The organism is Synechococcus sp. MU1625, from assembly GCF_020514205.1.
In the GTDB taxonomy this organism is placed as follows: Bacteria; Cyanobacteriota; Cyanobacteriia; order PCC-6307; family Cyanobiaceae; genus Parasynechococcus.
In genome coordinates this window covers 1-25,833 of record NZ_VTLA01000007.1, presented here as the reverse complement: position 1 = coordinate 25,833, position 25,833 = coordinate 1, and the positions used below count along the sequence as shown (strand labels likewise).

Here is a 25,833-nt window from a genome sequence, read left to right as displayed (position 1 = left end):
TTGTGTTGGCGGGCAATCAACCAAGTCCGCAGATGTTCATTCTTCATAGCAACCATCATGCTGACCCTCCGCCAATCCCCCTTCGATCTGTTCGAGCGTCTCGAGCAGCAACTTGCGACCGCAGAGCGCGTCCCCAACGCCGAAATCCATGAGACTGAATCCAGCTACATCGTGCGGCTGGAACTGCCTGGCGTGGACCGCGACTCCATCGACATCAAGGCCACCGATCGCAATCTGGTGATCAACGCAGAACGCACAGCCGCAACCGGCGATGACAACAATGAACCTCTGCTGAGCGAATTCCGCAGCGGCACCTGGAGCCGCAGCTTCCGCTTCCCCCACAGCCTTGATCGCGACCAGCTCAAAGCGAGCTACCGCGACGGCATTCTTGAAATCAACGCCGGCAAAGCTGTTGAACACACCAGCGTTTCGGTGAAGATCGAGAACTGAACAGCCATCGACCCCAACAACCATCCAGCTAAACAACCATCGATCTAAACAACATCGAGCTGAAGCAGCTCATCCCCACACCGAAGAACGGAAGCCCAACCCCTGCCCATGGCAGGGGTTTTTTGATGGGTCCGCATTCGGGTTAGCCCCCAAGGCCGAAAAAGAAGCGGCCGATGAACAACAGGCTGAATCCGCTGAAAAACACCAAACCAAACCAGCAAAACGCCTGGGTGAGCCGCCCATAACGGTGCTCGAGCGGAACCAACGGACTGTTGATCGTGTCCATCGCCATCCAGGCGAACAGGGGCGCCGTGAGGAAACTGCCGGTCATCGCCCCGAACACGAAATCCTTCACCCCAATACCGCCGGTCTTGGCCACCACCAACGCCAGCACAGCCGCCAGAAAATGCACGATGACCCAGATATCGAAGCGACGTTGCATGGGCCCCGGTGCCGAGTCACCACTGTCGTGATGGCGCAGCAAGCCCTGAATCGCCGCAATGCTGCGGGGGTAGGCATCAAGACAGGTGAGGGTGGTGCTGAACATGGCGAAAAAGGCCGCCGGAATGATCACCCAAGCCGCCCAACCGCCCATGGCGGCCGTATAGAGCTTGATCAGCTTCTGAGCGAAGGACACACCACTGCCAGCGAGCATTCCATCACCGCTGCCGTACATCGTGAAGGCGCCAAGGATCACGAAGAACATCGCCGTCACCACCGTGACGCCATAGCCGAGGTTGAAATCAAATTCCGCTTCCTTCGGCGTTGCGGTGTGGTCGGTATCCCGGGCACGGGAGAACATCCACAAAGATGGCCACACGCACATCTCCACCGGACCGGGCATCCAGCCCATCAGGGGAATCAAAAAGGCCAGGTTGGCAAGGGTCCAGGGACTGGGATCCGTGCTGACCCAACTCGCTGCCACATCACCGACGGGGCCGCGAATCAACAGGGATGCGGCCGCGATCCCTGTGAGCAAGGTGAGCAGCACCACGAGCAGCTTGGAGAGACGGTCCAAAGCGCGGTAGTGCCCCAACAGCAGCACCAGGCCACTCACCGCCAACACGGCGATCGACAGTCCATAGGGGTCCAATCCCGCCAGCAGGGGGATGTTGGTGAGCAGCAGCCCCGCAACAAAACTCACTGCAGCGATGGTGAAGGTGCCTGTCACCAGGCTCACCACCAAATACAGCGGGAGGTAGAGCGGATTGCGTTGTTGGAAGCCTTCCAGCAACGACAGTCCGGTGGCCGCCGTAAAGCGGGTGCCCACCCGCAGGAACGGGTATTTGATCAGATTGGTGAGCAAGATCAGTCCCACCAGCGCAAAGCCGAAACGGGCCCCCGCCGTGGTGGAAGACATCAAGTGGGATCCACCAATGCAGGCACCGGCCAACAGAATCCCGGGACCAATGCTGCGTCGAAGCGTCGATGACGCCATCACAAGGTTGCGGTTGCTACCAGTCTCCGCCGCCTTCCCCCGCTGAATCTCCGTAAAGTCGACATCCGTCACGGTCGGTTTCATGGTCGTTGCTCCCGCTGCTCCGAAGCTGTCGCTGCAGTGCGAGGCCATTGCAGCCGACACCAGCACGATTCGTTCCCTGGACTGGGATCGCAGCCGCTTCGACATCGAATTCGGCCTGCGCAACGGCACCACCTACAACGCCTTCCTGGTGCGGGGCGAACGCACAGCCCTGATCGACACCAGCCACGCCAAGTTCCGCGATACCTGGATTCCCCTGCTCAAGGAGCAGATCGATCCAATCGAGATTGATGTGTTGATCGTGAGCCACACGGAGCCGGACCATTCCGGACTGATTGGGGATTTGATCGACCTCAACCCAAACATTGAAATCGTCGGATCGAAGGTGGCGCTGCAGTTCCTGCAGGACCAGGTGCACCGACCCTTCAAATCCCGTGCCGTGAAATCCGGGGAAGAACTTGATCTCGGCACGAACCCAGCCAGCGGCATTCAGCACCGCTTCGAATTCCTGAGCGCTCCGAACCTGCACTGGCCAGACACCATCTTTTCCTTCGATCACGGCACAGGCATCCTCTACACCTGCGACGCCTTCGGCCTGCATTACTGCTCCGACGATGTCTTTGACGCCGACCCTGGCGCCATCGCTCCCGATTTCCGCTTCTACTACGACTGCTTGATGGGTCCCAATGCCCGCAGCGTTCTGCAGGCCCTCAAGCGCATGGATGGCCTGCCGGAGATCAACACGATCGCCGTGGGCCATGGCCCCCTGCTACGCCATCACCTCAGCCACTGGGTCAGTGACTACCGCGACTGGAGTGGTCAACGCAGCAAGGGAGAAAGTTATGCAGCCGTCTGTTATCTGAGCCAGTACGGCTTCTCCGATCGGATCAGCCAGGCCATTGCCCACGGCATCGGCAAGGCGGATGCTCAGGTGCAACTGGTTGACTTGCGGGCCACCGATCCCCAGGAACTCACCGCACTCATTGGCGATGCCAAGGCTGTTGTGGTGCCGACCTGGCCATCGGAACCGGAAGCTGATCTCCAGGCCTCGATCGGCACCCTGCTGGCGGCCCTTCATCCCAAGCAACTGGTGGGGGTCTACGACGCCTTCGGCGGCAACGATGAACCGATCGACGCCGTCGCCGATCAACTGCGCAGCCAGGGACAGAAAGCAGCATTCAGCCCATTAAGGATCAAACAACTACCCCAGGGCAGCGACTATCAACGTTGTGAAGAGTCCGGCACCGACCTTGGTCAGCTGCTCACCAAGGAGAAGACAATCGCGGCGATGAAAAGCCTCGATGGCGACCTCGACAAGGCTCTTGGTCGCATCAGTGGTGGCCTCTATGTGGTTACCGCAAGCCAGGGGGACGGCGAATCGCAGCGCCGCAGCGCCATGGTGGCCAGCTGGGTGAGCCAAGCCAGCTTCACACCACCGGGGCTCACGATTGCTGTCGCCAAAGATCGTGCGATCGAAGCACTCATGCAGGTCGGCGACAGGTTCGTGCTGAATGTTCTCCGGCAGGACAACCACCAGGAGCTGATGCGGCATTTCCTCAAACGCTTCCCCCCCGGTGCCGATCGTTTCGCCGGGGTGAATGTGCTGGAAGGAACAGCCGATGGAGGCCCGGTGCTGGCCGATGCACTGGCTTTTCTTGGCTGCCGGGTGGATCAGCGAATGGAAGGCCCCGATCACTGGATCATCTATGCCGTCGTGGAGCAAGGCAACGTGGCCGATGCCGATGCCAGCACCGCGGTGCATCACCGCAAGGTGGGGAATCACTACTAAAACAACACAACAATAAATTTGGAAATAATATACGCTGATCAAAGATAAAAAATAACCTCAGGTTATATTCAATTCGACAACATCATTTCGATAAATTCAACCAATCAATGGGCACCGAAGCGCCAAATCTATTTCTAACAAAGGAATAAGTTGAGCGATAGCGGTCATAAACTTTTTCTATGATTTCATCGGGAAACCGATACTCCAGCGATCCAACGTTGGCTCGCAGCTGAGATACTTCTTTACTATTATATTTTAAAGGGTCAAGCTCTAGATAATCAATGAATTGATTAATACTATCGGGTTTTCTCAAATCTTCGCTAAAACAAAAAAGAATTTCCTCTCGCCCAAACACTCTCTCTATTTTTGGCACAATTTTCTCGTAACTCGCTCTCTTTTTGAATTTATCAGAATCCAAGCATTCAAGACAAAATTGATGAAGCATTTGAGCATGCTCTTCTACCGAGAAGCCTTCACACATGGATTTTCTGTTGCCCAAAACTTTATTCCAGAATATCATTCTGACGGCAGAAAAATGCCTAGAAACTGGATCTCGCATCAAATACGTTGGCTTTAAGTTTATCCCTAAACTCTTTGCAACATTTTTGTAAAGATATAAAAACTCCTCATCTAATGTACCATTTACTCCAGTAATATCACCAACAGCTTTTATATCTTTTTCAACACCTTTCTTTGTCCACTGGAAAGCCGATACCGCTACGCTAAAGTAATTACTCAAGCCATCAGAAGCATACTTTCTTCTTTCCTTAAGCGGAAAAGCCATAAATTCCTCTTGACTTAAATTTTTCAAATAAACAGGAATCTCTTTCGCTTTGAACTCTTCTTTATTTTCTAAAAACTTTTTTTCAATTTCTGCAAGCGATCGCCACTCCTTCATGACCCTGAAATACTGAGGATGGCGCCCAATCGCACTACCCAGCCAAGTTGTCCCGCATTTTTGAGTTCCTAAAACTAGCAAGAAATTCACGCGCGCCTCAAAAATCACCGCTTAATTGTACACCAGTCAATTCGGTTTAGATCTTCAGCGATTGCCTAAAAATAAATTACACCAAAATAGTTAAAAACTTGTCAACTATTTTGGTGCACTCATGAAAAATTGCGAGCTACTAAACCTAGAGCTGATCCAAAGCATCCAGAAGGTTTCTCAGCATGGCGCGCACGTGCTTACTCCTCCGCCATTCACGGCAGTTGAGCCACGGATCTAAGCAGCGCCGCCACCAACCTTGCTCCGCCGGCTGGCAGATGCCAACCCTTCGGTGATGGGGCGCGAGAAACACCGCTGCAGCCAAAAGATTGGTGCCAAAACCCAGCACAGGCGAAGGTTCACTCACTTCATCAGACCAACCACGCAACAAACGCACCTCCAGAGGTTCATCGGCGGGGAGCAGCTCCCAGGATCTGCGTGGCCGCAGCGAAGCCAACAACCGTTCGATCAAGGCGTGGTGTGTTTCGTTCTTGGGGTGGGCTTGCACCCGCAACGGCACATCAACCGATAGAGGTCGTAACGCGGCACGAATGGCACGCCTGAAATAGGTCTGGTTCTCGATCCCTGGCGCCCGGCGCCAGCCAAAGGATCGACCCAAAAGCCGCCAGCGCATGTGCCATTTCGGCACTCTCAGATAGGGCAGGCAGAGCAGCACACCCGTTGGCTGCGGTCCACGGATCGCTTGGCTATCGACGAAAGCCTTCTGAAAACTGGCGCAAATGTCGAGCATGGCCTGGAGCCGCAACGGCTCAACAGGACGGTCAAAAGGCAGCAGCGGATCCTGACGAACCGAAGGAATGACTTCAGAACAATTCACGACCTCCAGCACCTTGCTGCGTTTGCGCTGCGCTTGATCTGAATACAAGCGCGTCTCGACCCCAATCGATTCCCCCAGCTCCACCACTTCTGAAGCCTGGTATGAAAGCAGCATCTGCTGCCCTTCACGATCATCCAACCGTGGCAGCAGCAGCAGGCTGCACTTCAGGGGCTCAGACCGAATCAGCAGGCTTTCCCCAGCGCTGAGCTGGAGCACTCGAGTCTGATCAGGGGGGATCTGGATGAACTGGCACTGATGTCCATTCTGGGAAGCGAGATCCCGCAACAGCGGCTGGAAGGCTTTGGTCGAATGGCTGAACTCGTCGCGATAAGGCGAGACAACGTGCAGCCGGGTTCCTCGTATTCCTCGCCAGCGCAGATAGGCCAGAGCCGAGAGGGTGGTGATCAGCTGGGAAGAGAGAACAACAACGCTCTGCGCCACAGGTCTGCTGCTCTCACTAACAACACGCCTACATTCAACTGGCTTCGAAGATGAGCGTGAACAGCACCGCAACCACGCGTCGCACGATCCAACTGCCGATCGACGATGGGGTCGTTGGTCTCCGCGGTCTGAGCCCTCAACGAAACCGCTTTGAACTGGAGTACGCCCTAGAGCGGGGAAGCACCGCCAACAGCGTGTTGTTTGAGGCCGGTGATGGTGCCCCGGCCGTGTTGGTTCACCCTCCAGGTGTGGCCTACAGCGGCGCCTTTCTTCCGGTGCTTGCCGACGCCCTACCCAGCAACGATGCGCCACTACTGGTGGTCGTGGGTCACGTCAATCCCAATCGCGTTGCCTTGCTGCGGGATTTAGCGGAGGCCTATGCCGGGCTGGAACTGATCGTCTCCAACCCGGGCGCCAAGTTGATCAATGAACTGTGGAGCCAACGCAAACCGGCCCCGCCCGGAGAAACAAGCGAACAGCCACCCTTGCCCGACCTGCCGCCCCTGCGGATCATCCGCCAGGAGCAAACGCTTGCCCTCAGCCATCAGCGCAGCCTGATGCTGCTGCCGGCCCCAACCCCCCGTTGGCCTGGCGGGTTGCTGGCGTTTGAGGAAAGCCTCGGCTTGCTGATGAGCGACAAATTCTTCAGTGCTCACCTTTGCACAGACAGCTGGGCCGAAAGCAACCGCAGCAGCACAGAAGAAGAGCGCCGTCACTTCTATGACTGCCTGATGGCTCCCATGGCCAGTCAGGTGGATGCCCTGGTGGAACGGCTCGAAGAGCTGGATATCCGCACCATCGCTCCGGGCCATGGCCCCGCGATCGAAGCCAGTTGGCGCAGCCTGCTCAGTGACTACCGCCGCTGGGGAGAAGGCCAGCAGAACGCCAGCCTGACGGTGGCCCTGCTGTTCGCCAGCGCCTACGGCAACACCGCGGCCATTGCCGACGCCCTGGCCCGCGGGGTCAGCCGCACCGGCATCCGGGTGAGCAGCTTGAACTGCGAATTCACCCCGGCCGATGAACTGGTGAGCACCATCCAGCTAGCCGATGCCGTGTTGATCGGCTCACCGACCCTGGGGGGTCATGCCCCCACGCCGATTGTTTCGGCCTTGGGCACCCTGTTGGCGGAAGGAGATCGCAACAAGCCCGTGGGGGTATTCGGCAGCTTCGGCTGGAGCGGCGAGGCGGTGGATCTGCTGGAAACCAAGCTGCGGGACGGCGGCTTCAGCTTTGGCTTCGAGCCGATCCGGGTGAAGTTCAGTCCAGATGCCGCACGGGTGAAAGAGCTGGAAGAGACCGGCACCCGTTTCGCCCGTCAACTGCTGCAGAGCCAGAAGCGAGCGCAGCGGCGCAGTGCAGGAGGGTTGAGTGAAAGCCGCAGCGATCCAGCGGTACTAGCCCTGGGCCGCGTGATCGGCTCCCTCTGCGTGCTCACCACACGTAAAGCTGATCTAAGCGGAGCCATGGTGGCCAGCTGGGTGAGTCAGGCGAGCTTCAGTCCTCCCGGCATCACGGTGGCAGTCGCCAAAGACCGCGCCGTAGAAGCCTTGCTGCACAAGGGCGATCGCTTCGCCTTGAACGTTTTGGCAGAAGGTCGCGAAACAGCAGCGATGAAGCAATTCCTGCAGCCGTTCGAGCCCGGTGCTGATCGCTTTGCAGGTCTTGAGCTCGACACAAGCCCCGCCGATCAGCCGTTGCTACCGGATGCCCTGGCCTGGCTAGACGGGAAAGTAAGCCAGCGGATGGAATGCGGCGACCACTGGTTGATCTACGCCGAAGTGGATCACGGTGGGGTACTGGATGCGAAGGGCAGCACTGCGGTGCACCAACGCCGGAGCGGCGCCAACTACTGAGCCGGCAACCCGTAACATCTCCTAACTCATAGCGAGTATGAGTTAGGAGTAGTCTTTTGGAACGATCGCTTCTCCTCGATGGACCTCTCCAAGCCATCCACCCACACCAATCTCGAAGCCGCATTTGGCGGCGAGAGCATGGCCAACCGCAAGTACCTGTTCTTTGCGGATGTGGCCAAACAACTGGGTCACAAAGACCTGGCCAAATTGTTTCGTGAAACCGCGGCCCAAGAAACAGAGCATGCCTTTGCGCACTTCCGCCTACTGCATCCCGAATTAGTGGTGGGCAACCCCGACCAGCTCAGCGACGAAGAGAAGCAGGCCATCCTGACCCGCTGCCTGGAACTGGCGATTGAAGGCGAAACCTACGAGTACACAACGATGTATCCGGAGTTCGCCGCCCAGGCCCGTCAGGACCGGGACAGCGGAGCCGAGGCGGAATTTGCCGAGCAAAGCAGCGAATCCAAGGAGCATGCCGGCACCTTCCGGACAGCCGCTAAGAACTTCGGCCTGCTAACCCCCATCGAACAACATCACGCCGAAACCTATGGCGTCGCCCTGGAAGCACTGCAAGGCAAAGGAACGGCAGGCCAAGCCGATCAAGCCCTTCCAGGCAAGTGGATCTGCAAGGTGTGCTCGATGATTTACGACCCCGCCGAGGGAGATCCGGATTCCGGCATCGCCCCAGGCACCCCGTTTGAGGCGATTCCCGACGATTGGCACTGCCCGATCTGCGGCGCCCGCAAAGCCAGCTTCGTTCCTTACCGTGAAGCCGAGTTGAAAGCGGCCTGACGCCCTTGCACGATTCCATCAAGAGCCCTCGTCTCCATGTCCTTTGACCTCATCGTTCTGACAGCGAGCAATGGCGAGAACCTCAAGCTCGCGGAACGCTTCGTGCAAGCCGCAGCAGCTCAGAACGCCAACGCCGAGGTGATCGATCTCACGCAACTCGACCTGCCCCTGTTCACGCCGCGAGTCCAGGCAGCAGGGGCAGGTCCTGACCTGATGGCCCTGCACGACCAACTGCGCCAAACACCTCGCTGGGTGATCTGCGCCCCGGAGTACAACGGCTCGATTCCGCCGTCACTCACCAATGCCATTGCCTGGCTCTCGGTGACCGACGACGATTTCCGATCCCTGTTCAACGGACGGCCGATCGCCATGGCCACCTTCTCCGGCGGTGGCGGCATGGAACTGCTGGTGTCGCTGCGCATCCAGCTCAGCCACCTCGGAGCTCAGGTGGTGGGACGTCAGCTGCTGAGCAACCACGCCAAACCAGCGCAGGACGACAGCATCAGTGACCTGGTGCAACGGCTGCTGCAGATGCAACCCCTCCAACTCTGAGCGGCCCATGCTCCGGACGCCCCCGCCAACACATCAACCCTGATCCTGCGACCCGCAGACCTGCACTTTCACAGCCAGCTGGACTGGCTCGATTCCTGATACAGCTTCAGCTTCGCCAACCATCAGGATCCGAACTGGATGGGCTTCGGCTCCCTGCGGGTGATCAACGACCACACCATTGCTGCAGGCAAGGGGTTTGGCATGCACCCCCACCAGGGCATGGAAATCATCACGGTGATGGTGGATGGGGCCCTGAACCATTCCGACTCGATGGGCAACAGCGCGGTGCTGCACGCCGGCGAGTTGCAGCGGATGAGTGCCGGCAGCGGCATCGTGCACAGCGAGATCAACCAGAACGGCGCGCCCTACAGGCTGCTGCAGATCTGGATTGAGCCAGCACAGCTGGGCATCCACCCGCCTACCAGCAGAAACCCTTCGCGATCGGCGAGGGCTGGACGCCCTTGATTGAGCCCGGCGCATCCGGCGAGGCGATGGCCATTGAACGTCGAGTGCGCCTCTGGCGTGCCCAACCGCAATACCTACAGCACTTGCCATGGCCCGTCATCAAGGAGCGATTGCTCTGGATTCAGATGATTGATAGGGAGCTGAAGCTCAACAGTGCGGGCGCACACGAGCAGTTACTGCAGCGGGGCGATGGGTTGGGTTGATCCAGGAGGTAGCAACGCAAGGCGAACTGATCGGCCTCAGTGAACGCGCCGACGTTCTGCTGTTTGCCCTGGCATGAAGCAAACCGGAAAAGAACTAGTGGAAGCGAAAGAAACCAGGCCTTATCCCTTGAAATAAATGGGATATCTACAAACAATCCCTAGAGCGATGGGATTCATGAACAGCCAAGAGACCTCGGTTCGGTACCGCGGCTTTCTTTTGATGCCTCAAACCAACCGGAGCTGGCTGGTGAGGCCGGAACGCAGCCCAATGCGATTGCTGCCTTTCCGCACACCAACCTGCTCATTGGCTGACGTCAAAGCCCTGCTGGACTGGCGCCTTGCCCAGGAAGAATCTGAGATCGGCGTGGCCTGAAACAGAGGCAAAACCGCAGAATCATCAGGAACTGAATGAACAAGGATTGATCGAAATCGGCCCACCATCAGTTGGGCGATTCACTGCGCAACATCGAGTGAACTCATGCAGCAAACATAAAAGAAAATGCTTCGAGGGATACTGCATCCCTCAAATGAGGGATGCAATCGGGTCAACCAGCGAAAGAACACTCACCCCATGGGGGGATTTCAAAGCATGAAAAGCATCGAAAGATGGGGATACAGCCTTCAGCGATCAAATGCCAGAACAAGCACCCGGTAGCAACAGACAGCAACCCTCCAGGTCGGGAAGATCAGCAATCACCTTTTTTGTGCGCCAGGAGGCTAAACCAAAGATCAGGGCAGCACTCGCCGATGCTGGCTATGGATGCAGCTATCAGGAAGGTCTAGTACAAATGCTCAAAGCGTTGCTGATCGAACAGGGGCGAGATCCCAAAATCTGAGATGGCGAAAAGGATTGAGGCGACAGACCAAGCGAAAACGACCTGCAAGCAGAGCCGCACATAGATTTAACTCATAAACTATACCTGCATAGACGCATCTAGACAAAGGCGTCTTTTCTTGATGAATGCAGGAGAAGCGCGCTGGTATTTGTATTTCCTCAGATGGCAAAGCACCTCACAAGAACGAGGCAAAGGCTAAACAGCCAAGAAAAGCATGCTTTTAAGGCAATGACTAATAAACCTAAAAGACAGCATTAAGGCCAAATCTCAGGGAACTTTAAGGTAGTTTTGTGGGGATCCTTAGACGGAGGTGTCAATCCGAGGCGCAAATAGAGAATTACTTCTCCAAAAAAGACAACAATAAATATCATTAGCAAAACAATTGCCACTCGACAAAACAGGAGTGACGAAAATGCTTCAAAACCAGCACCATGAACAGCCAACAAAGCCAGAGCTTGTGGCACAGTTGCCGAAAAAAGTAGGCAAGGAAATCAACATCGCCCTAAACAGAGGCGGGACAGTAAACAATTCAGGCAAAATCAACGAGCCAGACCTTCATCGAAGTCCGCACAACACTCCGAGGAAGTTCAAGGAGCAAAGCAAGCCGGGAACAAGCGAAGCGAGACATAAAAAACGGGGAGATTCAAAGTCAGCACTGGCCTACCTGGGATTGACAGACCCAAACGGCTCCGCGAAAATGCCTAGAACTCTTGTTGATTTCGTGAGCATTCCAGCTCTTGAAGGTCGTGCCAGTCAAGCAACTGCCACAAGTCTCTTGGCTTACGACATTGGTCTTCCTGACCTGAATCTTCTTTTGGACAGCGTGGATTCGAGCTACCAGCTCCTGCCCATCAGCCCAAATGACGACGCCATCAAAGCGATTGGCGCTGAAGTTGCTGCAAATAATTTCCAAGAGCTTGCAGTTTTGTGCCATGGAAGTAGTGGAAAGATGAATATTGGCAGCCATCAAATTAATATTGATCAAATTGTTTCTCGCAAAAGCGAGCTTCAATCCTGGAACTTAAAGAGCGTTTCTCTATATTCATGCGAAGCCGGATCTGATTTCAATTTTCTCCAAACCCTCAGCAACATCATGACTGCTCACGTTTTTGCTTCCACTACAAAAGTCGGATCTGAATCACAAGGAGGAAGCTGGAATCTTGACGTGCACGCTTCACCATCCAAGCTGTTTGCAAGCACAGCACCAAAATGGGAACACGTTTTGGCAGCAGGTGATGATATTGAGGTTGATGATGGAGACAACATAACCGGTCACGGCGACTGGGACGGATCAAATAATATTGTTTTCAAAGCTGGTGCATTTACAGGCACTTACATCACAGCAGCCAAAAATACAGGCACTTCAGGTAATTTAAATGGCTCAGCAATAACGTCAATTAACGGCTCAGCCGCTGATGTCGTTCAGGCCATCGCTGATCTCGACACCGATCCCACCAACTTCAACTCCACGCTCTCTGCTGGTACGGCTGCTGCTGCAGACATCACTGCCATCGAAGCTGCCAACGGCACCGGCACCATCAATGGTTCAGCTCTAACCGCCATCAATGGCACTGCGGCTGCTGTTGTTCAGGCCATCGCTGATCTCGATACTGATCCCACCAACTTCAACTCCACACTCTCTGCTGGTGCCGTCACTGCCACTGATGTGACCGCCATTGAGGCCGCCAATGGCCTTGGCAACATCAACGGTTCAGCTCTGACCGCCATCAATGGCACCTATGCCGAGATTGCTCAGGCCCTAACCGATCTCGATACTGATCCCACCAACTTCAACTCCACCCTCTCTGCTGGAGCTGAAACAGCAACCAACATCACTGCACTGGAAGCTGCCAATGGCTCCGGCACCATCAATGGTTCTGCCCTAACCGCCATCAACGGCACCTACGCCGAGATTGTTCAGGCTCTGACCGATCTCGATGCGGATCCCACCAACTTCAGCTCCACACTTTCCGCTGGTACGGCTAACGCTGCTGACATCACCGCTCTAGAAGCAACTAATGGAACTGGCACCATCAACGGTGCTGCACTGACCGCCATCAACGGCACCGCCGCTGCTGTTGTTCAGGCCATCGCTGATCTCGACACCGATCCCACCAACTTCAACTCCACACTCGCCGCTGGTTCTGCCGCTGCTACAGACATCACCGCCATCGAGGCCGCCAATGGCACCGGCACCATCGATGGTTCAGCACTGACCGCCATCACCGGCACCGCTGCTGCTGTGGTTCAAGCCATCGCTGATCTCGATACAGATCCCACCAACTTCAACAGCACCCTTACAGGTGCCGCCACAGCGACCGATATCACTGCCATCGAGGCCGCCAATGGCACAGGCACCATCACCGGTTCAGCTCTGACCGCCATCAACGGCACCTACGCCGAGATCACTCAGGCTCTGGCGGATCTTGATGCGGATCCCACAAACTTCAACTCCACGCTCTCTGCCGGTACAGCTGCCGCTGCTGACATCACCGCCTTAGAAGCTGCCAATGGCACTGGCACCATCGACGGCTCTGCTCTAACCACCATCACCGGCACCGCCGCTGCTGTGGTTCAGGCCATCGCTGATCTCGACACCGATCCCACCAACTTCAACTCCACACTCGCCGCTGGAACTGCTACCGCTGCGGACATCGCCGCCATCGAGGCCGCCAATGGCACCGGCACCATCAACGGTTCAGCCCTGACCGCCATCACCGGCACCGCTGCTGCGGTTGTTCAAGCCATCGCTGATCTCGATACAGATCCCACCAACTTCAACTCCACACTCGCCTCTGGAACTGCTGCTGCTACAGACATCACCGCCATCGAGGCTGCCAACGGCACAGGCACAATCGATGGTTCAGCCCTGACCGCCATCACCGGCACCGCCGCTGCTGTGGTTCAGGCCATCGCTGATCTCGACACCGATCCCACCAATTTCAACAGCACCCTCACCGGTACTGCTGCTGCTACAGACATCACCGCCATCGAGGCCGCCAACGGCACCGGCACCATCACCGGTTCAGCACTGACCGCCATCAACGGCACCGCCGCTGCTGTCCTTCAGGCCATCGCTGATCTCGACACCGATCCCACCAATTTCAACAGCACCCTCACCGGTACTGCTGATGCTGCGGACATCGCCGCTCTAGAAGCTGCCAATGGCAGCGGCAGCATCGACGGTTCTGCCCTGACCGCTATCAACGGCACTGCTGCGGCAGTTATTCAGGCCATTATTGATCTCGACACTGATCCTGATAATTACAACTCGACCCTTACAGGTGTCGCCACAGCGGCCAATATCACCCTTATCGAAGCGGATAACGGCACCGGCACCATCAACGGTTCTGCCCTGACCGCTATCAACGGCACCTACACCCAGATTGCTCAGGCCCTCACCGATCTCGATTCCGATCCCACCAACTTCAACTCCACACTCTCCGCTGGAGCTGAAGACGCCACTGACATCACTGCACTGGAAGCCGCCAATGGCACCGGCACCATCGACGGTTCAGCTCTGACTGCCATCAATGGCACCTATGCCGAGATTGTTCAGGCTCTGGCGGATCTTGATGCGGATCCCACCAACTTCAGCTCCACGCTCTCTGCTGGTACAGCTGCTGCTGCAGACATCACCGCCTTAGAAGCTGCCAATGGCACTGGCACCATCAACGGCTCTGCTCTAACCACCATCACCGGCACCGCCGCTGCTGTTGTTCAGGCCATCGCTGATCTCGACACCGATCCCACCAACTTCAACTCCACACTCGCCGCTGGTTCTGCTGCTGCTACAGACATCACCGCCATCGAGGCCGCCAACGGCACCGGCACCATCAACGGTTCTGCACTGACCGCCATCAACGGCACTGCCGCTGCTGTTGTTCAGGCCATCGCTGATCTCGACACCGATCCCACCAACTTCAACTCCACACTCGCCGGTGGTTCTGCTGCTGCTACAGACATCACCGCCATCGAGGCCGCCAATGGCACCGGCACCATCGATGGTTCAAATGTGGACACCATCACAGGTACTGCCGCTGCTGTCGTTCAGGCCATCGCTGATCTCGACACCGATCCCACCAACTTCAACAGCACCCTTACAGGTGTCGCCACAGCGACCGATATCACTGCCATCGAGGCCGCCAACGGCACCGGCACCATCAACGGTTCAGCTCTGACCGCCATCAACGGCACCTATGCCGAAATTGCACAGGCCCTCACCGATCTCGACACCGATCCCACCAACTTCGACTCCACGCTCTCCGCTGGAGCTGAAACAGCAGCCAATATCGCTTTACTGGAAGCTGCCAATGGCTCCGGCGACATCAACGGTTCAGCTCTGACCGCCATCAACGGCACCGCCGCTGCTGTTGTTCAGGCCATCGCTGATCTCGACACCGATCCCACCAACTTCAACTCCACACTCTCTGCTGGTACAGCTGCCGCTGCTGACATCACCGCCATCGAGGCCGCCAACGGCACCGGCACCATCGACGGTTCTGCACTGACCACCATCACCGGCACTGCTGCTGCGGTTGTTCAGGCCATTGCTGATCTCGACACCGATCCCACCAACTTCAACTCCACACTCGCCGCTGGAACAGCTGCTGCTGCGGACATCACCGCCATCGAGGCCGCCAATGGCACCGGCACCATCAACGGTTCAGCGCTGACGGCCATCACCGGCACCGCTGCTGCTGTCGTTCAGGCCATCGCTGATCTCGACACCGATCCCACCAACTTCAACAGCACCCTTACAGGCGCCGCCACAGCGACCGATATCACTGCCATCGAGGCTGCTAACGGAACCGGCACCATCACTGGTTCAGCGCTGACGGCCATCAATGGCACCTATGCCGAAATTGCACAGGCCCTCACCGATCTCGATGCGGATCCCACCAACTTCGACTCCACACTCTCCGCTGGAGCTGAAGACGCTGCGGACATCACCGCTCTAGAAGCTGCCAATGGCTCCGGCGACATCAACGGTTCAGCTCTGACCGCCATCAACGGCACCGCCGCTGCTGTTGTTCAGGCGCTTACAGACCTGGACACTGATCCAACTAATTTCAACTCCACGCTCTCTGCTGGTACAGCTGCCGCTGCGGACATCACCGCCATCGAGGCCGCTAACGGCACCGGCACCATCGATGGACAATTGCTCACGGTTATTAATGGAACAGCTGCAGCTGTTGTTCAAGCCGTTGCAGATCTAGATACCAATCCAGTTCGATTCGACTCCACACTCACTGCTGGCGACGTTGACGCAACTGACATCACTGCCATCGAAGCTGCTAACGGCACCGGCACCATCAACGGTTCAGCTCTGACGGCCATCAATGGCACCTATGCCCAGATTGTTCAGGCTCTGGCCGATCTCGATACTGATCCCACCAACTTCAACTCCACACTCTCCGCTGGAGCTGAAGACGCTGCGGACATCACCGCTCTAGAAGCGGCCAATGGCACCGGCACCATCAACGGTTCAGCTCTGACGGCCATCAATGGCACCTATGCCGAGATTGTTCAGGCTCTGACCGATCTCGATGCGGATCCCACCAACTTCAACTCCACACTCTCTGCAGGAGCTGAAGACGCCACTGACATCACTGCACTGGAAGCTGCCAATGGCACTGGAACCATCAACGGCTCTGCTCTGACCGCCATCAACGGCACCTATGCCGAGATTGCTCAGGCTTTAACCGATCTCGATACTGATCCCACCAATTTCAACTCCACGCTCTCCGCTGGAGCTGAAAACGCCACTGACATCACTGCCTTAGAAGCTGCCAATGGCACCGGCACCATCAACGGCTCTGCTCTGACTGCAATCCACGGCACCGCCGCTGCTGTTGTTCAGGCCATCGCTGATCTCGACACCGATCCCACCAACTTCAACTCCACGCTCGCCGCTGGTTCTGCTGCTGCTGCGGACATCACAGCCATCGAGGCTGCCAATGGCACCGGCACCATCAACGGTTCAGCTCTGACCGCCATCACCGGCACCGCCGCTGCTGTTGTTCAGGCCATCGCTGATCTCGACACCGATCCCACCAACTTCAACAGCACCCTTACAGGTGCTGCTGATGCTGTGGACATCACCGCCATCGAGGCCGCCAATGGCACCGGCACCATCACCGGTTCAGCGCTGACCGCAATCAATGGCACCTATGCCCAGATTGTTCAGGCTCTGACCGATCTCGATGCGGATCCCACCAACTTCAACTCCACACTTTCCGCTGGTACAGCTGCCGCTGCTGACATCACCGCCTTAGAAGCTGCCAACGGCACCGGCACCATCGACGGTTCAGCCCTGACCACCATCACCGGCACCGCCGCTGCTGTCGTTCAGGCCATCGCTGATCTCGACACCGATCCCACCAACTTCAACTCCACACTCGCCGCTGGTTCTGCCGCTGCTGCGGACATCACCGCCATCGAGGCCGCCAACGGCACCGGCACCATCAACGGTTCAGCTCTGACCGCCATCACCGGCACCGCCGCTGCTGTGGTTCAAGCCATTGCTGATCTCGATACAGATCCCACCAACTTCAACAGCACCCTTACAGGTGCTGCTGACGCTACGGACGTCACCGCCATCGAGGCCGCCAACGGCACCGGCACCATCACCGGTACAGCACTGACATCCATCAATGGCACCTGTGCAGAAATCACTCAGGCACTAACCGATCTTGATGCGGATCCCACCAACTACAACTCCACACTCTCCGCTGGAGCTGAAAACGCAACAGCTATCACTGCACTAGAAGCTGCCAATGGCACCGGCACCATCGACGGTTCAGCTCTGACCGCCATCAACGGCACCTACGCCGAGATTGTTCAGGCTCTGGCGGATCTTGATGCGGATCCCACCAACTTCAGCTCCACGCTCTCTGCTGGTACAGCTGCTGCTGCAGACATCACCGCCTTAGAAGCTGCCAATGGCACTGGCACCATCAACGGCTCTGCTCTAACCACCATCACCGGCACCGCCGCTGCTGTGGTTCAGGCCATCGCTGATCTCGACACCGATCCCACCAACTTCAACTCCACACTCGCCGCTGGTTCTGCTGCTGCTACAGACATCACCGCCATCGAGGCTGCCAATGGCACCGGCACCATCAACGGTTCAGCTCTGACCGCCATCACCGGCACCGCCGCTGCTGTTGTTCAAGCCATCGCTGATCTCGACACCGATCCCACCAACTTCAACAGCACCCTCACCGGTACTGCTGCTGCTACAGACATCACCGCCATCGAGGCTGCCAATGGCACCGGCACCATCAACGGTTCTGCACTGACCGCCATCACCGGCACCGCCGCTGCGATTGTTCAGGCCATCGCTGATCTCGACACCGATCCCACCAACTTCAACATCACGCTGGCTGCCGGCACTGAAACGGCAAGTTCCATAGGTGCAATCAACCTCCTAAATGGAACAGGCACCATCAACGGCTCAGCTCTGACCGCCCTCAATGGTGCTGCGGCTGATGTTGTTTCAGCCCTGAGCGATCTCGACACCGATCCCACCAACTTCAACTCCACACTCGCCGCTGGTACGGCTGCCGCTGCGGACATCACCGCCATCGAGGCCGCCAATGGCACCGGCACCATCAATGGTTCTTCACTGACCGCCATCAACGGCACCGCTGCTGCTGTTGTTCAGGCCATCGCTGATCTCGACACCGATCCCACTAACTTCGGCACCACACTCACCGGTACTGCTGCCGCTGCGGACATCACCGCCATCGAAGCTGCCAATGGCAGCGGCACCATCACCGGTTCAGCACTGACCGCCATCAACGGCACCGCCGCTGCTGTTGTTCAGGCCATCGCTGATCTCGATGCTGATCCCACCAACTTCAACAGCACACTCACCGGTACTGCTGCCGCTGCGGACATCACCGCCATCGAAGCCGCCAATGGCACGGGCACCATTGACGGTTCAGCTCTGACCACCATCACCGGCACCGCCGCTGCTGTTGTTCAGGCCATCGCTGATCTCGATACCGATCCCACCAACTTCAACTCCACGCTCGCCGCTGGAACAGCTACTGCTGCGGACATCGCCGCCATCGAAGCTGCCAACGGCACCGGCACCATCAACGGCTCAGCCCTGACCGCCATCACCGGCACCGCCGCTGCTGTTGTTCAAGCCATCGCTGATCTCGATACAGATCCCACCAACTTCAACAGCACCCTTACAGGTGCCGCCACAGCGACCGATATCACTGCCATCGAGGCCGCCAATGGCACCGGCACCATCACCGGTACAGCACTGACGGCCATCAATGGCACCTATGCCGAAATCACTCAGGCTCTGGCGGATCTTGATGCGGATCCCACCAACTTCAACTCCACGCTCTCTGCTGGTACAGCTGCCGCTGCGGACATCACCGCCTTAGAAGCTGCCAATGGCACGGGCACCATCAACGGTTCTGCCCTGACCACCATCACCGGCACCGCCGCTGCTGTTGTTCAGGCCATCGCTGATCTCGACACCGATCCCACCAACTTCAACTCCACACTCGCCGCTGGAGCTGCTGACGCTGCGGACATCACCGCCATCGAGGCCGCCAACGGCACAGGCACCATCGATGGTTCAAATCTGACCGCCATCAACGGCACTGCTGCTGCTGTCGTTCAGGCCATCGCTGATCTCGACACCGATCCAACCAACTTCAACTCCACACTCTCTGCTGGAACAGCTGCTGCTGCAGACATCACCGCCATCGAGGCTGCCAACGGCACCGGCACCATCAACGGTTCAGCCCTGACCACCATCACCGGCACCGCCGCTGCTGTTGTTCAGGCCATTGCTGATCTCGACACCGATCCCACCAACTTCAACTCCACGCTCGCCGCTGGAACTGCTACTGCTGCGGACATCGCCGCCATCGAGGCCGCCAACGGCACCGGCACCATCAACGGTTCGGCCCTAACCGCGATTAATGGTTCAGCTACGGCAATTGCTCAGGCTCTGACCGATCTCGATACCGATCCCACCAACTTCAACTCCACACTCTCCGCTGGCACAGCTGAAGCTGACGACATCACGGTTTTAGAAGCCTCAAACGGCAGCGGCACCATCGACGGTTCAGCGCTGACCGCTATCAACGGCACTGCCGAGCGAATTGTTAGTGCGATTGGTTTCCTTGATACTGATCCAACCAACTTCAGCTCCACACTCTCCGCTGGAGCTGCTGACGCTGCGGACATCACCTCCATCGAGGCCGCCAATGGCACCGGCACCATCAACGGCTCAGCCCTGACTGCCATCAACGGCACCTACGCAGAAATTGCTCAGGCTCTGACCGATCTCGATACCGATCCCACCAACTTCAACTCCACACTCACCGCTGGAGCTGAAGACGCCACTGATATCACAGCTCTAGAGGCTGCCAATGGCACCGGCACCATCGACGGTTCTGCCCTGACCGCCATCAATGGCACTTACGCCGAGATTGCTCAGGCCTTAACCGATCTCGATGCGGATCCCACCAACTTCAACTCCACACTCTCTGCTGGAGCTGAAAACGCTGCGGATATCACTGCCTTAGAAGCTGCCAATGGCACCGGCACCATCAACGGTTCTGCCCTGACCGCCATCAACGGCACCGCCGCTGCGGTTGTTCAGGCCATCGCTGATCTCGACACCGATCCCACCAACTTCAACTCCACGCTCTCTGCCGGTACTGCTGCCGCTGCGGACATCACCGCCATAGAGGCCGCCAATGGCACCGGCACCATCAACGGTTCTGCTCTGACCACCATCACCGGCACCGCCGCTGCGGTTGTTCAGGCCATTGCTGATCTCGACACCGATCCCACCAACTTCAACTCCACACTCGCCGCTGGTTCTGCCGCTGCTACAGACATCACCGCCATTGAGGCCGCCAACGGCACCGGCACCATCAACGGTTCGGCTCTCACCGCCATCACCGGTACAGCCGATGCGGTTGTTCAGGCCATTGCTGATCTCGACACCGATCCCACCAACTTCAACAGCACCCTCACCGGTACTGCTGACGCTGCGGACATCACCGCCATCGAAGCTGCCAATGGCACCGGCACCATCAATGGTTCTGCCCTGACCGCCATCAATGGCACCTACGCCCAGATTGCTCAGGCCCTCACCGATCTCGATGCGGATCCCACCAACTTCAACTCCACACTCTCCGCTGGAGCTGAAGACGCCACTGACATCACTGCACTGGAAGCTGCCAATGGCACCGGCACCATCAACGGTTCAGCGCTAACCGCCATCAACGGCACATACACCCAGATTGCTCAGGCTCTAGCGGATCTCGATACCGATCCCACCAACTTCAACTCCACACTCTCTGCTGGAGCTGAAACAGCAGCCAATATCGCTTTACTGGAAGCTGCCAATGGCTCCGGCACCATCAACGGTTCTGCCCTCACCGCCATCAACGGCACCGCCGCTGCTGTCGTTCAGGCCATCGCTGACCTCGACACCGATCCCACCAACTTCAACTCCACACTCTCCGCTGGTTCTGCCGCTGCTGCGGACATCACCGCCATCGAGGCCGCCAACGGCACCGGCACCATCGATGGTTCAGCACTGACCGCCATCACTGGTACCGCCGCTGCGGTTGTTCAGGCCATCGCTGATCTCGACACCGATCCCGACAACTTCAACAGCACCCTTACAGGTGCTGCTGACGCTGCGGACATCACCGCCATCGAGGCCGCCAATGGCACCGGCACCATCACCGGTTCAGCTCTGACCGCCATCAACGGCACCTATGCCCAGATTGTTCAGGCTCTGACCGATCTCGATGCGGATCCCACCAACTTCAACTCCACACTCTCCGCTGGAACTGCTGCCGCTGCGGACATCACCGCCTTAGAAGCTGCCAACGGCACCGGCACCATCGACGGTTCAGCTCTGACCACCATCACCGGCACAGCTGCTGCGGTTGTTCAGGCCATCGCTGATCTCGACACCGATCCCACCAACTTCAACTCCACACTCGCCGCTGGAACTGCCGCTGCTGCCGACATCACCGCCATCGAGGCTGCCAACGGCACCGGCACCATCAACGGTTCTGCTCTGACCGCCATCACAGGCACCGCTGCTGCGGTTGTTCAGGCCATTGCTGATCTCGATACCGATCCCACCAACTTCAACTCCACACTCGCCGCTGGTTCTGCCGCTGCTACAGACATCACCGCCATCGAGGCCGCCAACGGCACCGGCACCATCAACGGTTCTGCACTGACCGCCATCAACGGCACTGCCGCTGCGGTTGTTCAGGCCATCGCTGATCTCGACACCGATCCCACCAACTTCAACTCCACACTCGCCGCTGGAACTGCCGCTGCTGCCGACATCACCGCCATCGAGGCCGCCAACGGCACTGGCACCATCGACGGTTCTGCACTGACCACCATCACCGGCACCGCCGCTGCGGTTGTTCAGGCCATCGCTGATCTCGACACCGATCCCACCAACTTCAACTCCACACTCGCCGCTGGAACAGCTGCTGCTGCGGACATCACCGCCATCGAGGCTGCCAACGGCACCGGAACCATCAACGGTTCAGCTCTGACCACCATCACCGGCACCGCCGCTGCTGTCGTTCAGGCCATCGCTGATCTCGACACCGATCCCACCAACTTCAACTCCACACTCGCCGCTGGAACAGCTGCTGCTGCGGACATCACCGCCATCGAGGCTGCCAACGGCACCGGCACCATCAACGGTTCAGCTCTGACCGCCATCACAGGCACCGCTGCTGCTGTTGTTCAGGCCATCGCTGATCTCGACACCGATCCCACCAACTTCAACTCCACACTCGCCGCTGGTACAGCTGCCGCTGCTGACATCACCGCCATCGAGGCCGCCAACGGCACAGGCACAATCGATGGTTCAGCTCTGACTGCCATCACCGGCACCGCTGCTGCTGTCGTTCAGGCCATCGCTGATCTCGACACCGATCCCACCAACTTCAACTCCACACTCTCTGCTGGCACCGTCGACGCCACTGACGTCACCGCCATTGAGGCCGCCAACGGCACAGGCACCATCAACGGTTCGGCTCTGACCGCCATCAACGGCACCTACGCCGAGATCACTCAGGCAATCGCCGATCTCGACACTGATCCCACCAACTTCAGCTCCACACTCTCCGCTGGAGCTGAAACCGCAACCAACATCACTGCACTGGAAGCGGCGAATGGCACCGGCACCATCAATGGTGCAGCCCTGACCGCCATCAATGGCACTTACGCCGAGATTGCTCAGGCCTTAACCGATCTCGACACTGATCCCACCAACTTCAATTCCACCCTCTCTGCTGGAGCTGAAAACGCTGCGGATATCACTGCACTGGAAGCAGCCAATGGCACCGGCACCATCAATGGTTCGGCTCTGACGGATATCAATGGCACCGCTGCTGCTGTTGTTCAGGCGCTTACAGACCTGGACACTGATCCAACTAATTTCAACAGTGTGGTAACAGGATCCGCAACAGCCGCCAACCTGATTACCATCAGCGCTGCCAATGGCACCGGCTCAATTAATGCCAGCGGTGTCACTGCAGTAAGCGGAAGTTATTCACAGTTAATGACCGCAGATACCGGTGCTCTTGTAGATATATCCATCTCAGGATTGACGTCTCCAAACATAACAGCGACCGATATTTCTCTCACTGTTACTCAAGCCAATCTCCTTAATGGCCAGACAAGCAGCGGTGTAGTAACAGCCACGATCAATGAAGTTTCCGCCTCAGAGCTGGCTGGGCTTTCTGGCACTGGTCACTCATACACAATTACAGTTGAAGCTGGATCTGCAGCAGCATCTGATCTGATATCTATCAACGCAGTCACAACCATTGATGTAAATCTTGCGAAAGTAACGGGAATAACAGGAACAGCAGCAAACGTAAGCAACGTTTATGCAGCGAGTGGGGATGGTTTTAGCAACTTAGGCAACATTGTCAGCACTCTCTCCGGTACCGCGACTGCGACAGATATCACTGCAATCGAAGCCGCCAATGGCACCGGCACCATCAACGGTTCGGCTCTGACCGCCATCAACGGCACCTACGCCGAGATCACTCAGGCTCTAACCGATCTTGATGCGGATCCGACCAACTTCAACTCCACACTCACTGCTGGAACTGCCGCTGCTGCGGACATCACCGCTCTAGAGGCTGCCAACGGCACCGGCACCATCAACGGCTCTGCTCTGACCACCATCACCGGCACCGCCGCTGCTGTTGTTCAGGCCATCGCTGATCTCGACACCGATCCCACCAACTTCAACTCCACACTCGCCGCTGGTACGGCTGCCGCTGCGGACATCACCGCCATCGAGGCCGCCAACGGCACAGGCACCATCAACGGCTCAGCCCTGACCGCCATCACCGGCACCGCTGCTGCCGTTGTTCAGGCCATTGCTGATCTCGACACCGATCCCACCAACTTCAACAGCACCCTCACCGGTACTGCTGCTGCTGCGGACATCACCGCCATCGAGGCCGCCAATGGCACCGGCACCATCGATGGTTCAGCTCTGACCGCCATCACCGGCACCTACGCCGAGATCACTCAGGCAATCACCGATCTTGATGCGGATCCGACCAACTTCAACTCCACACTTTCCGCTGGTACGGCTAACGCTGCGGACATCACCGCTCTAGAAGCTGCCAATGGCACTGGCACCATCGACGGTTCTGCTCTGACCGCCATCAACGGCACCGCCGCTGCCGTTGTTCAGGCCGTCGCTGATCTCGATACAGATCCCACCAACTTCAACTCCACACTCGCCGCTGGAGCTGCTGACGCTGCGGACATCACCGCCATCGAGGCCGCCAACGGCACCGGCACCATCAACGGCTCAGCCCTCACCGCCATCAACGGCACCGCCGCTGCTGTCGTTCAGGCCATCGCTGACTCGGACACCGATCCCACCAACTTCAACTCCACACTCGCCGCTGGAGCTGCTGCTGCTGCGAACATCACCGCCATCGAAGCTGCCAATGGCACCGGCACCATCGATGGTTCAGCTCTGACCGCCATCAACGGCACCGCCGCTGCGGTTGTTCAGGCCATCGCTGACTCGGACACCGATCCCACCAACTTCAACTCCACACTCGCCGCTGGAGCTGCTGCTGCTGCGGACATCACCGCCATCGAGGCCGCCAACGGCACCGGCACCATCGATGGTTCCGCTCTGACCGCCATCACCGGCACCGCCGCTGCGGTTGTTCAGGCCATCGCTGATCTCGACACCGATCCCACCAACTTCAACTCCACGCTCTCTGCTGGTTCTGCTGCTGCTGCGGACATCACCGCCATCGAGGCTGCCAATGGCACCGGCACCATCGACGGTTCTGCCCTGACCGCCATCACCGGCACCGCCGCTGCTGTTGTTCAGGCGCTTACAGACCTGGACACCGATCCAACCAACTTCAACAGCACCCTCACCGGTACTGCTGCTGCAGCGGACATCACCGCCATCGAGATCGTCAACGGCACCGGCACCATCGATGGTTCCGCTCTGACCGCCATCACAGGCACCGCTGCTGCGGTTGTTCAGGCCATCGCTGATCTCGACACCGATCCCACCAACTTCAACTCAACACTCGCCGCTGGAACAGCTGCTGCTGCGGACATCACCGCCATCGAGGCTGCCAACGGCACCGGCACCATCGATGGTTCCGCTCTGACCGCCATCACCGGCACCGCCGCTGCGGTTGTTCAGGCCATCGCTGATCTCGACACCGATCCAACCAACTTCAACTCCACGCTCTCTGCTGGTTCTGCTGCTGCTGCGGACATCACCGCCATCGAGGCTGCCAACGGCACCGGCACCATCGATGGTTCAGCTCTGACCGCCATCACCGGCACCGCTGCTGCTGTTGTTCAGGCGCTTACAGACCTGGACACCGATCCAACCAACTTCAACAGCACCCTCACCGGTACTGCTGCTGCTGCGGACATCACCGCCATCGAGGCTGCCAACGGCACCGGCACCATCGATGGTTCAGCTCTGACCGCCATCACCGGCACCGCCGCTGCGGTTGTTCAGGCCATCGCTGATCTCGACACCGATCCCACCAACTTCAACTCCACACTCGCCGCTGGAACAGCTGCTGCTGCGGACATCACCGCCA

General features: G+C 58.0%; 11 protein-coding genes and 1 pseudogene. 8 read left to right on the top strand and 4 right to left on the bottom strand.

From position 1 onward, the window contains the following. The first annotated feature begins 57 nt into the window (after nt 1–57). Nucleotides 58–450 (top strand): Hsp20/alpha crystallin family protein, encoded by a 393-nt coding sequence (locus FZX13_RS10745; protein WP_226397457.1) that lies wholly within the window; start codon nt 58–60, stop codon nt 448–450. Nucleotides 451–592: 142 nt separating this feature from the next. Here the strand turns inward: FZX13_RS10745 and FZX13_RS10740 are convergent, their stop codons facing one another. Beyond that, entirely contained in the window at nt 593–1,888 is a 1,296-nt protein-coding gene (locus FZX13_RS10740; protein ID WP_226409620.1) for an NRAMP family divalent metal transporter, read from the bottom strand. An 82-nt stretch (nt 1,889–1,970) separates the two neighbouring features. Between FZX13_RS10740 and FZX13_RS10735 the strand changes: the two genes are divergently transcribed. Further along, a complete protein-coding gene (locus FZX13_RS10735) occupies nt 1,971–3,719 on the top strand; it encodes a diflavin flavoprotein (RefSeq protein WP_226409564.1) in 1,749 nt (582 codons plus the stop codon). Between the two features lie 82 nt (nt 3,720–3,801). Here the strand turns inward: FZX13_RS10735 and FZX13_RS10730 are convergent, their stop codons facing one another. Further along, entirely contained in the window at nt 3,802–4,707 is a 906-nt protein-coding gene (locus FZX13_RS10730) for a hypothetical protein (RefSeq protein ID WP_226409563.1), read from the bottom strand. Nucleotides 4,708–4,852: 145 nt separating this feature from the next. Further along, entirely contained in the window at nt 4,853–5,983 is a 1,131-nt protein-coding gene (locus tag FZX13_RS10725) for a hypothetical protein (protein WP_226409562.1), read from the bottom strand. Nucleotides 5,984–6,033: 50 nt separating this feature from the next. Between FZX13_RS10725 and FZX13_RS10720 the strand changes: the two genes are divergently transcribed. The 5 genes and pseudogenes from FZX13_RS10720 to FZX13_RS10695 all read left to right on the top strand — a co-directional run bounded on the left by FZX13_RS10720 (nt 6,034) and on the right by FZX13_RS10695 (nt 10,221). Continuing rightward, complete coding sequence (locus tag FZX13_RS10720; RefSeq protein WP_226409561.1) at nt 6,034–7,836, top strand: diflavin flavoprotein; 1,803 nt, start codon at nt 6,034–6,036, stop codon at nt 7,834–7,836. A gap of 78 nt (nt 7,837–7,914) precedes the next feature. After that, nucleotides 7,915–8,628, top strand: a complete 714-nt coding sequence (locus tag FZX13_RS10715; RefSeq protein WP_226409560.1) for a rubrerythrin family protein — start codon at nt 7,915–7,917, stop codon at nt 8,626–8,628. A gap of 36 nt (nt 8,629–8,664) precedes the next feature. Next, nucleotides 8,665–9,180, top strand: a complete 516-nt coding sequence (locus FZX13_RS10710; RefSeq protein ID WP_226409559.1) for an NADPH-dependent FMN reductase — start codon at nt 8,665–8,667, stop codon at nt 9,178–9,180. Between the two features lie 39 nt (nt 9,181–9,219). After that, nucleotides 9,220–9,925, top strand: a pseudogene (locus FZX13_RS12940) (pirin family protein). A gap of 89 nt (nt 9,926–10,014) precedes the next feature. After that, on the top strand, nt 10,015–10,221 hold the full coding sequence (locus tag FZX13_RS10695) for a hypothetical protein (protein WP_226409556.1): 207 nt from the start codon (nt 10,015–10,017) through the stop codon (nt 10,219–10,221). A gap of 1,112 nt (nt 10,222–11,333) precedes the next feature. Here FZX13_RS10695 and FZX13_RS10690 read toward each other — a convergent pair. Beyond that, nucleotides 11,334–11,651 carry a hypothetical protein gene (locus FZX13_RS10690; protein ID WP_226409555.1) on the bottom strand — a complete coding sequence of 106 codons (318 nt, stop codon included), beginning with the start codon at nt 11,649–11,651 and terminating at the stop codon, nt 11,334–11,336. A 255-nt stretch (nt 11,652–11,906) separates the two neighbouring features. Here FZX13_RS10690 and FZX13_RS10685 point away from each other — a divergent pair. Next, nucleotides 11,907–25,833, top strand: a 13,927-nt coding sequence (locus tag FZX13_RS10685; RefSeq protein ID WP_226409627.1) for a hypothetical protein, incomplete at its 3' end; no start/stop codon positions are given.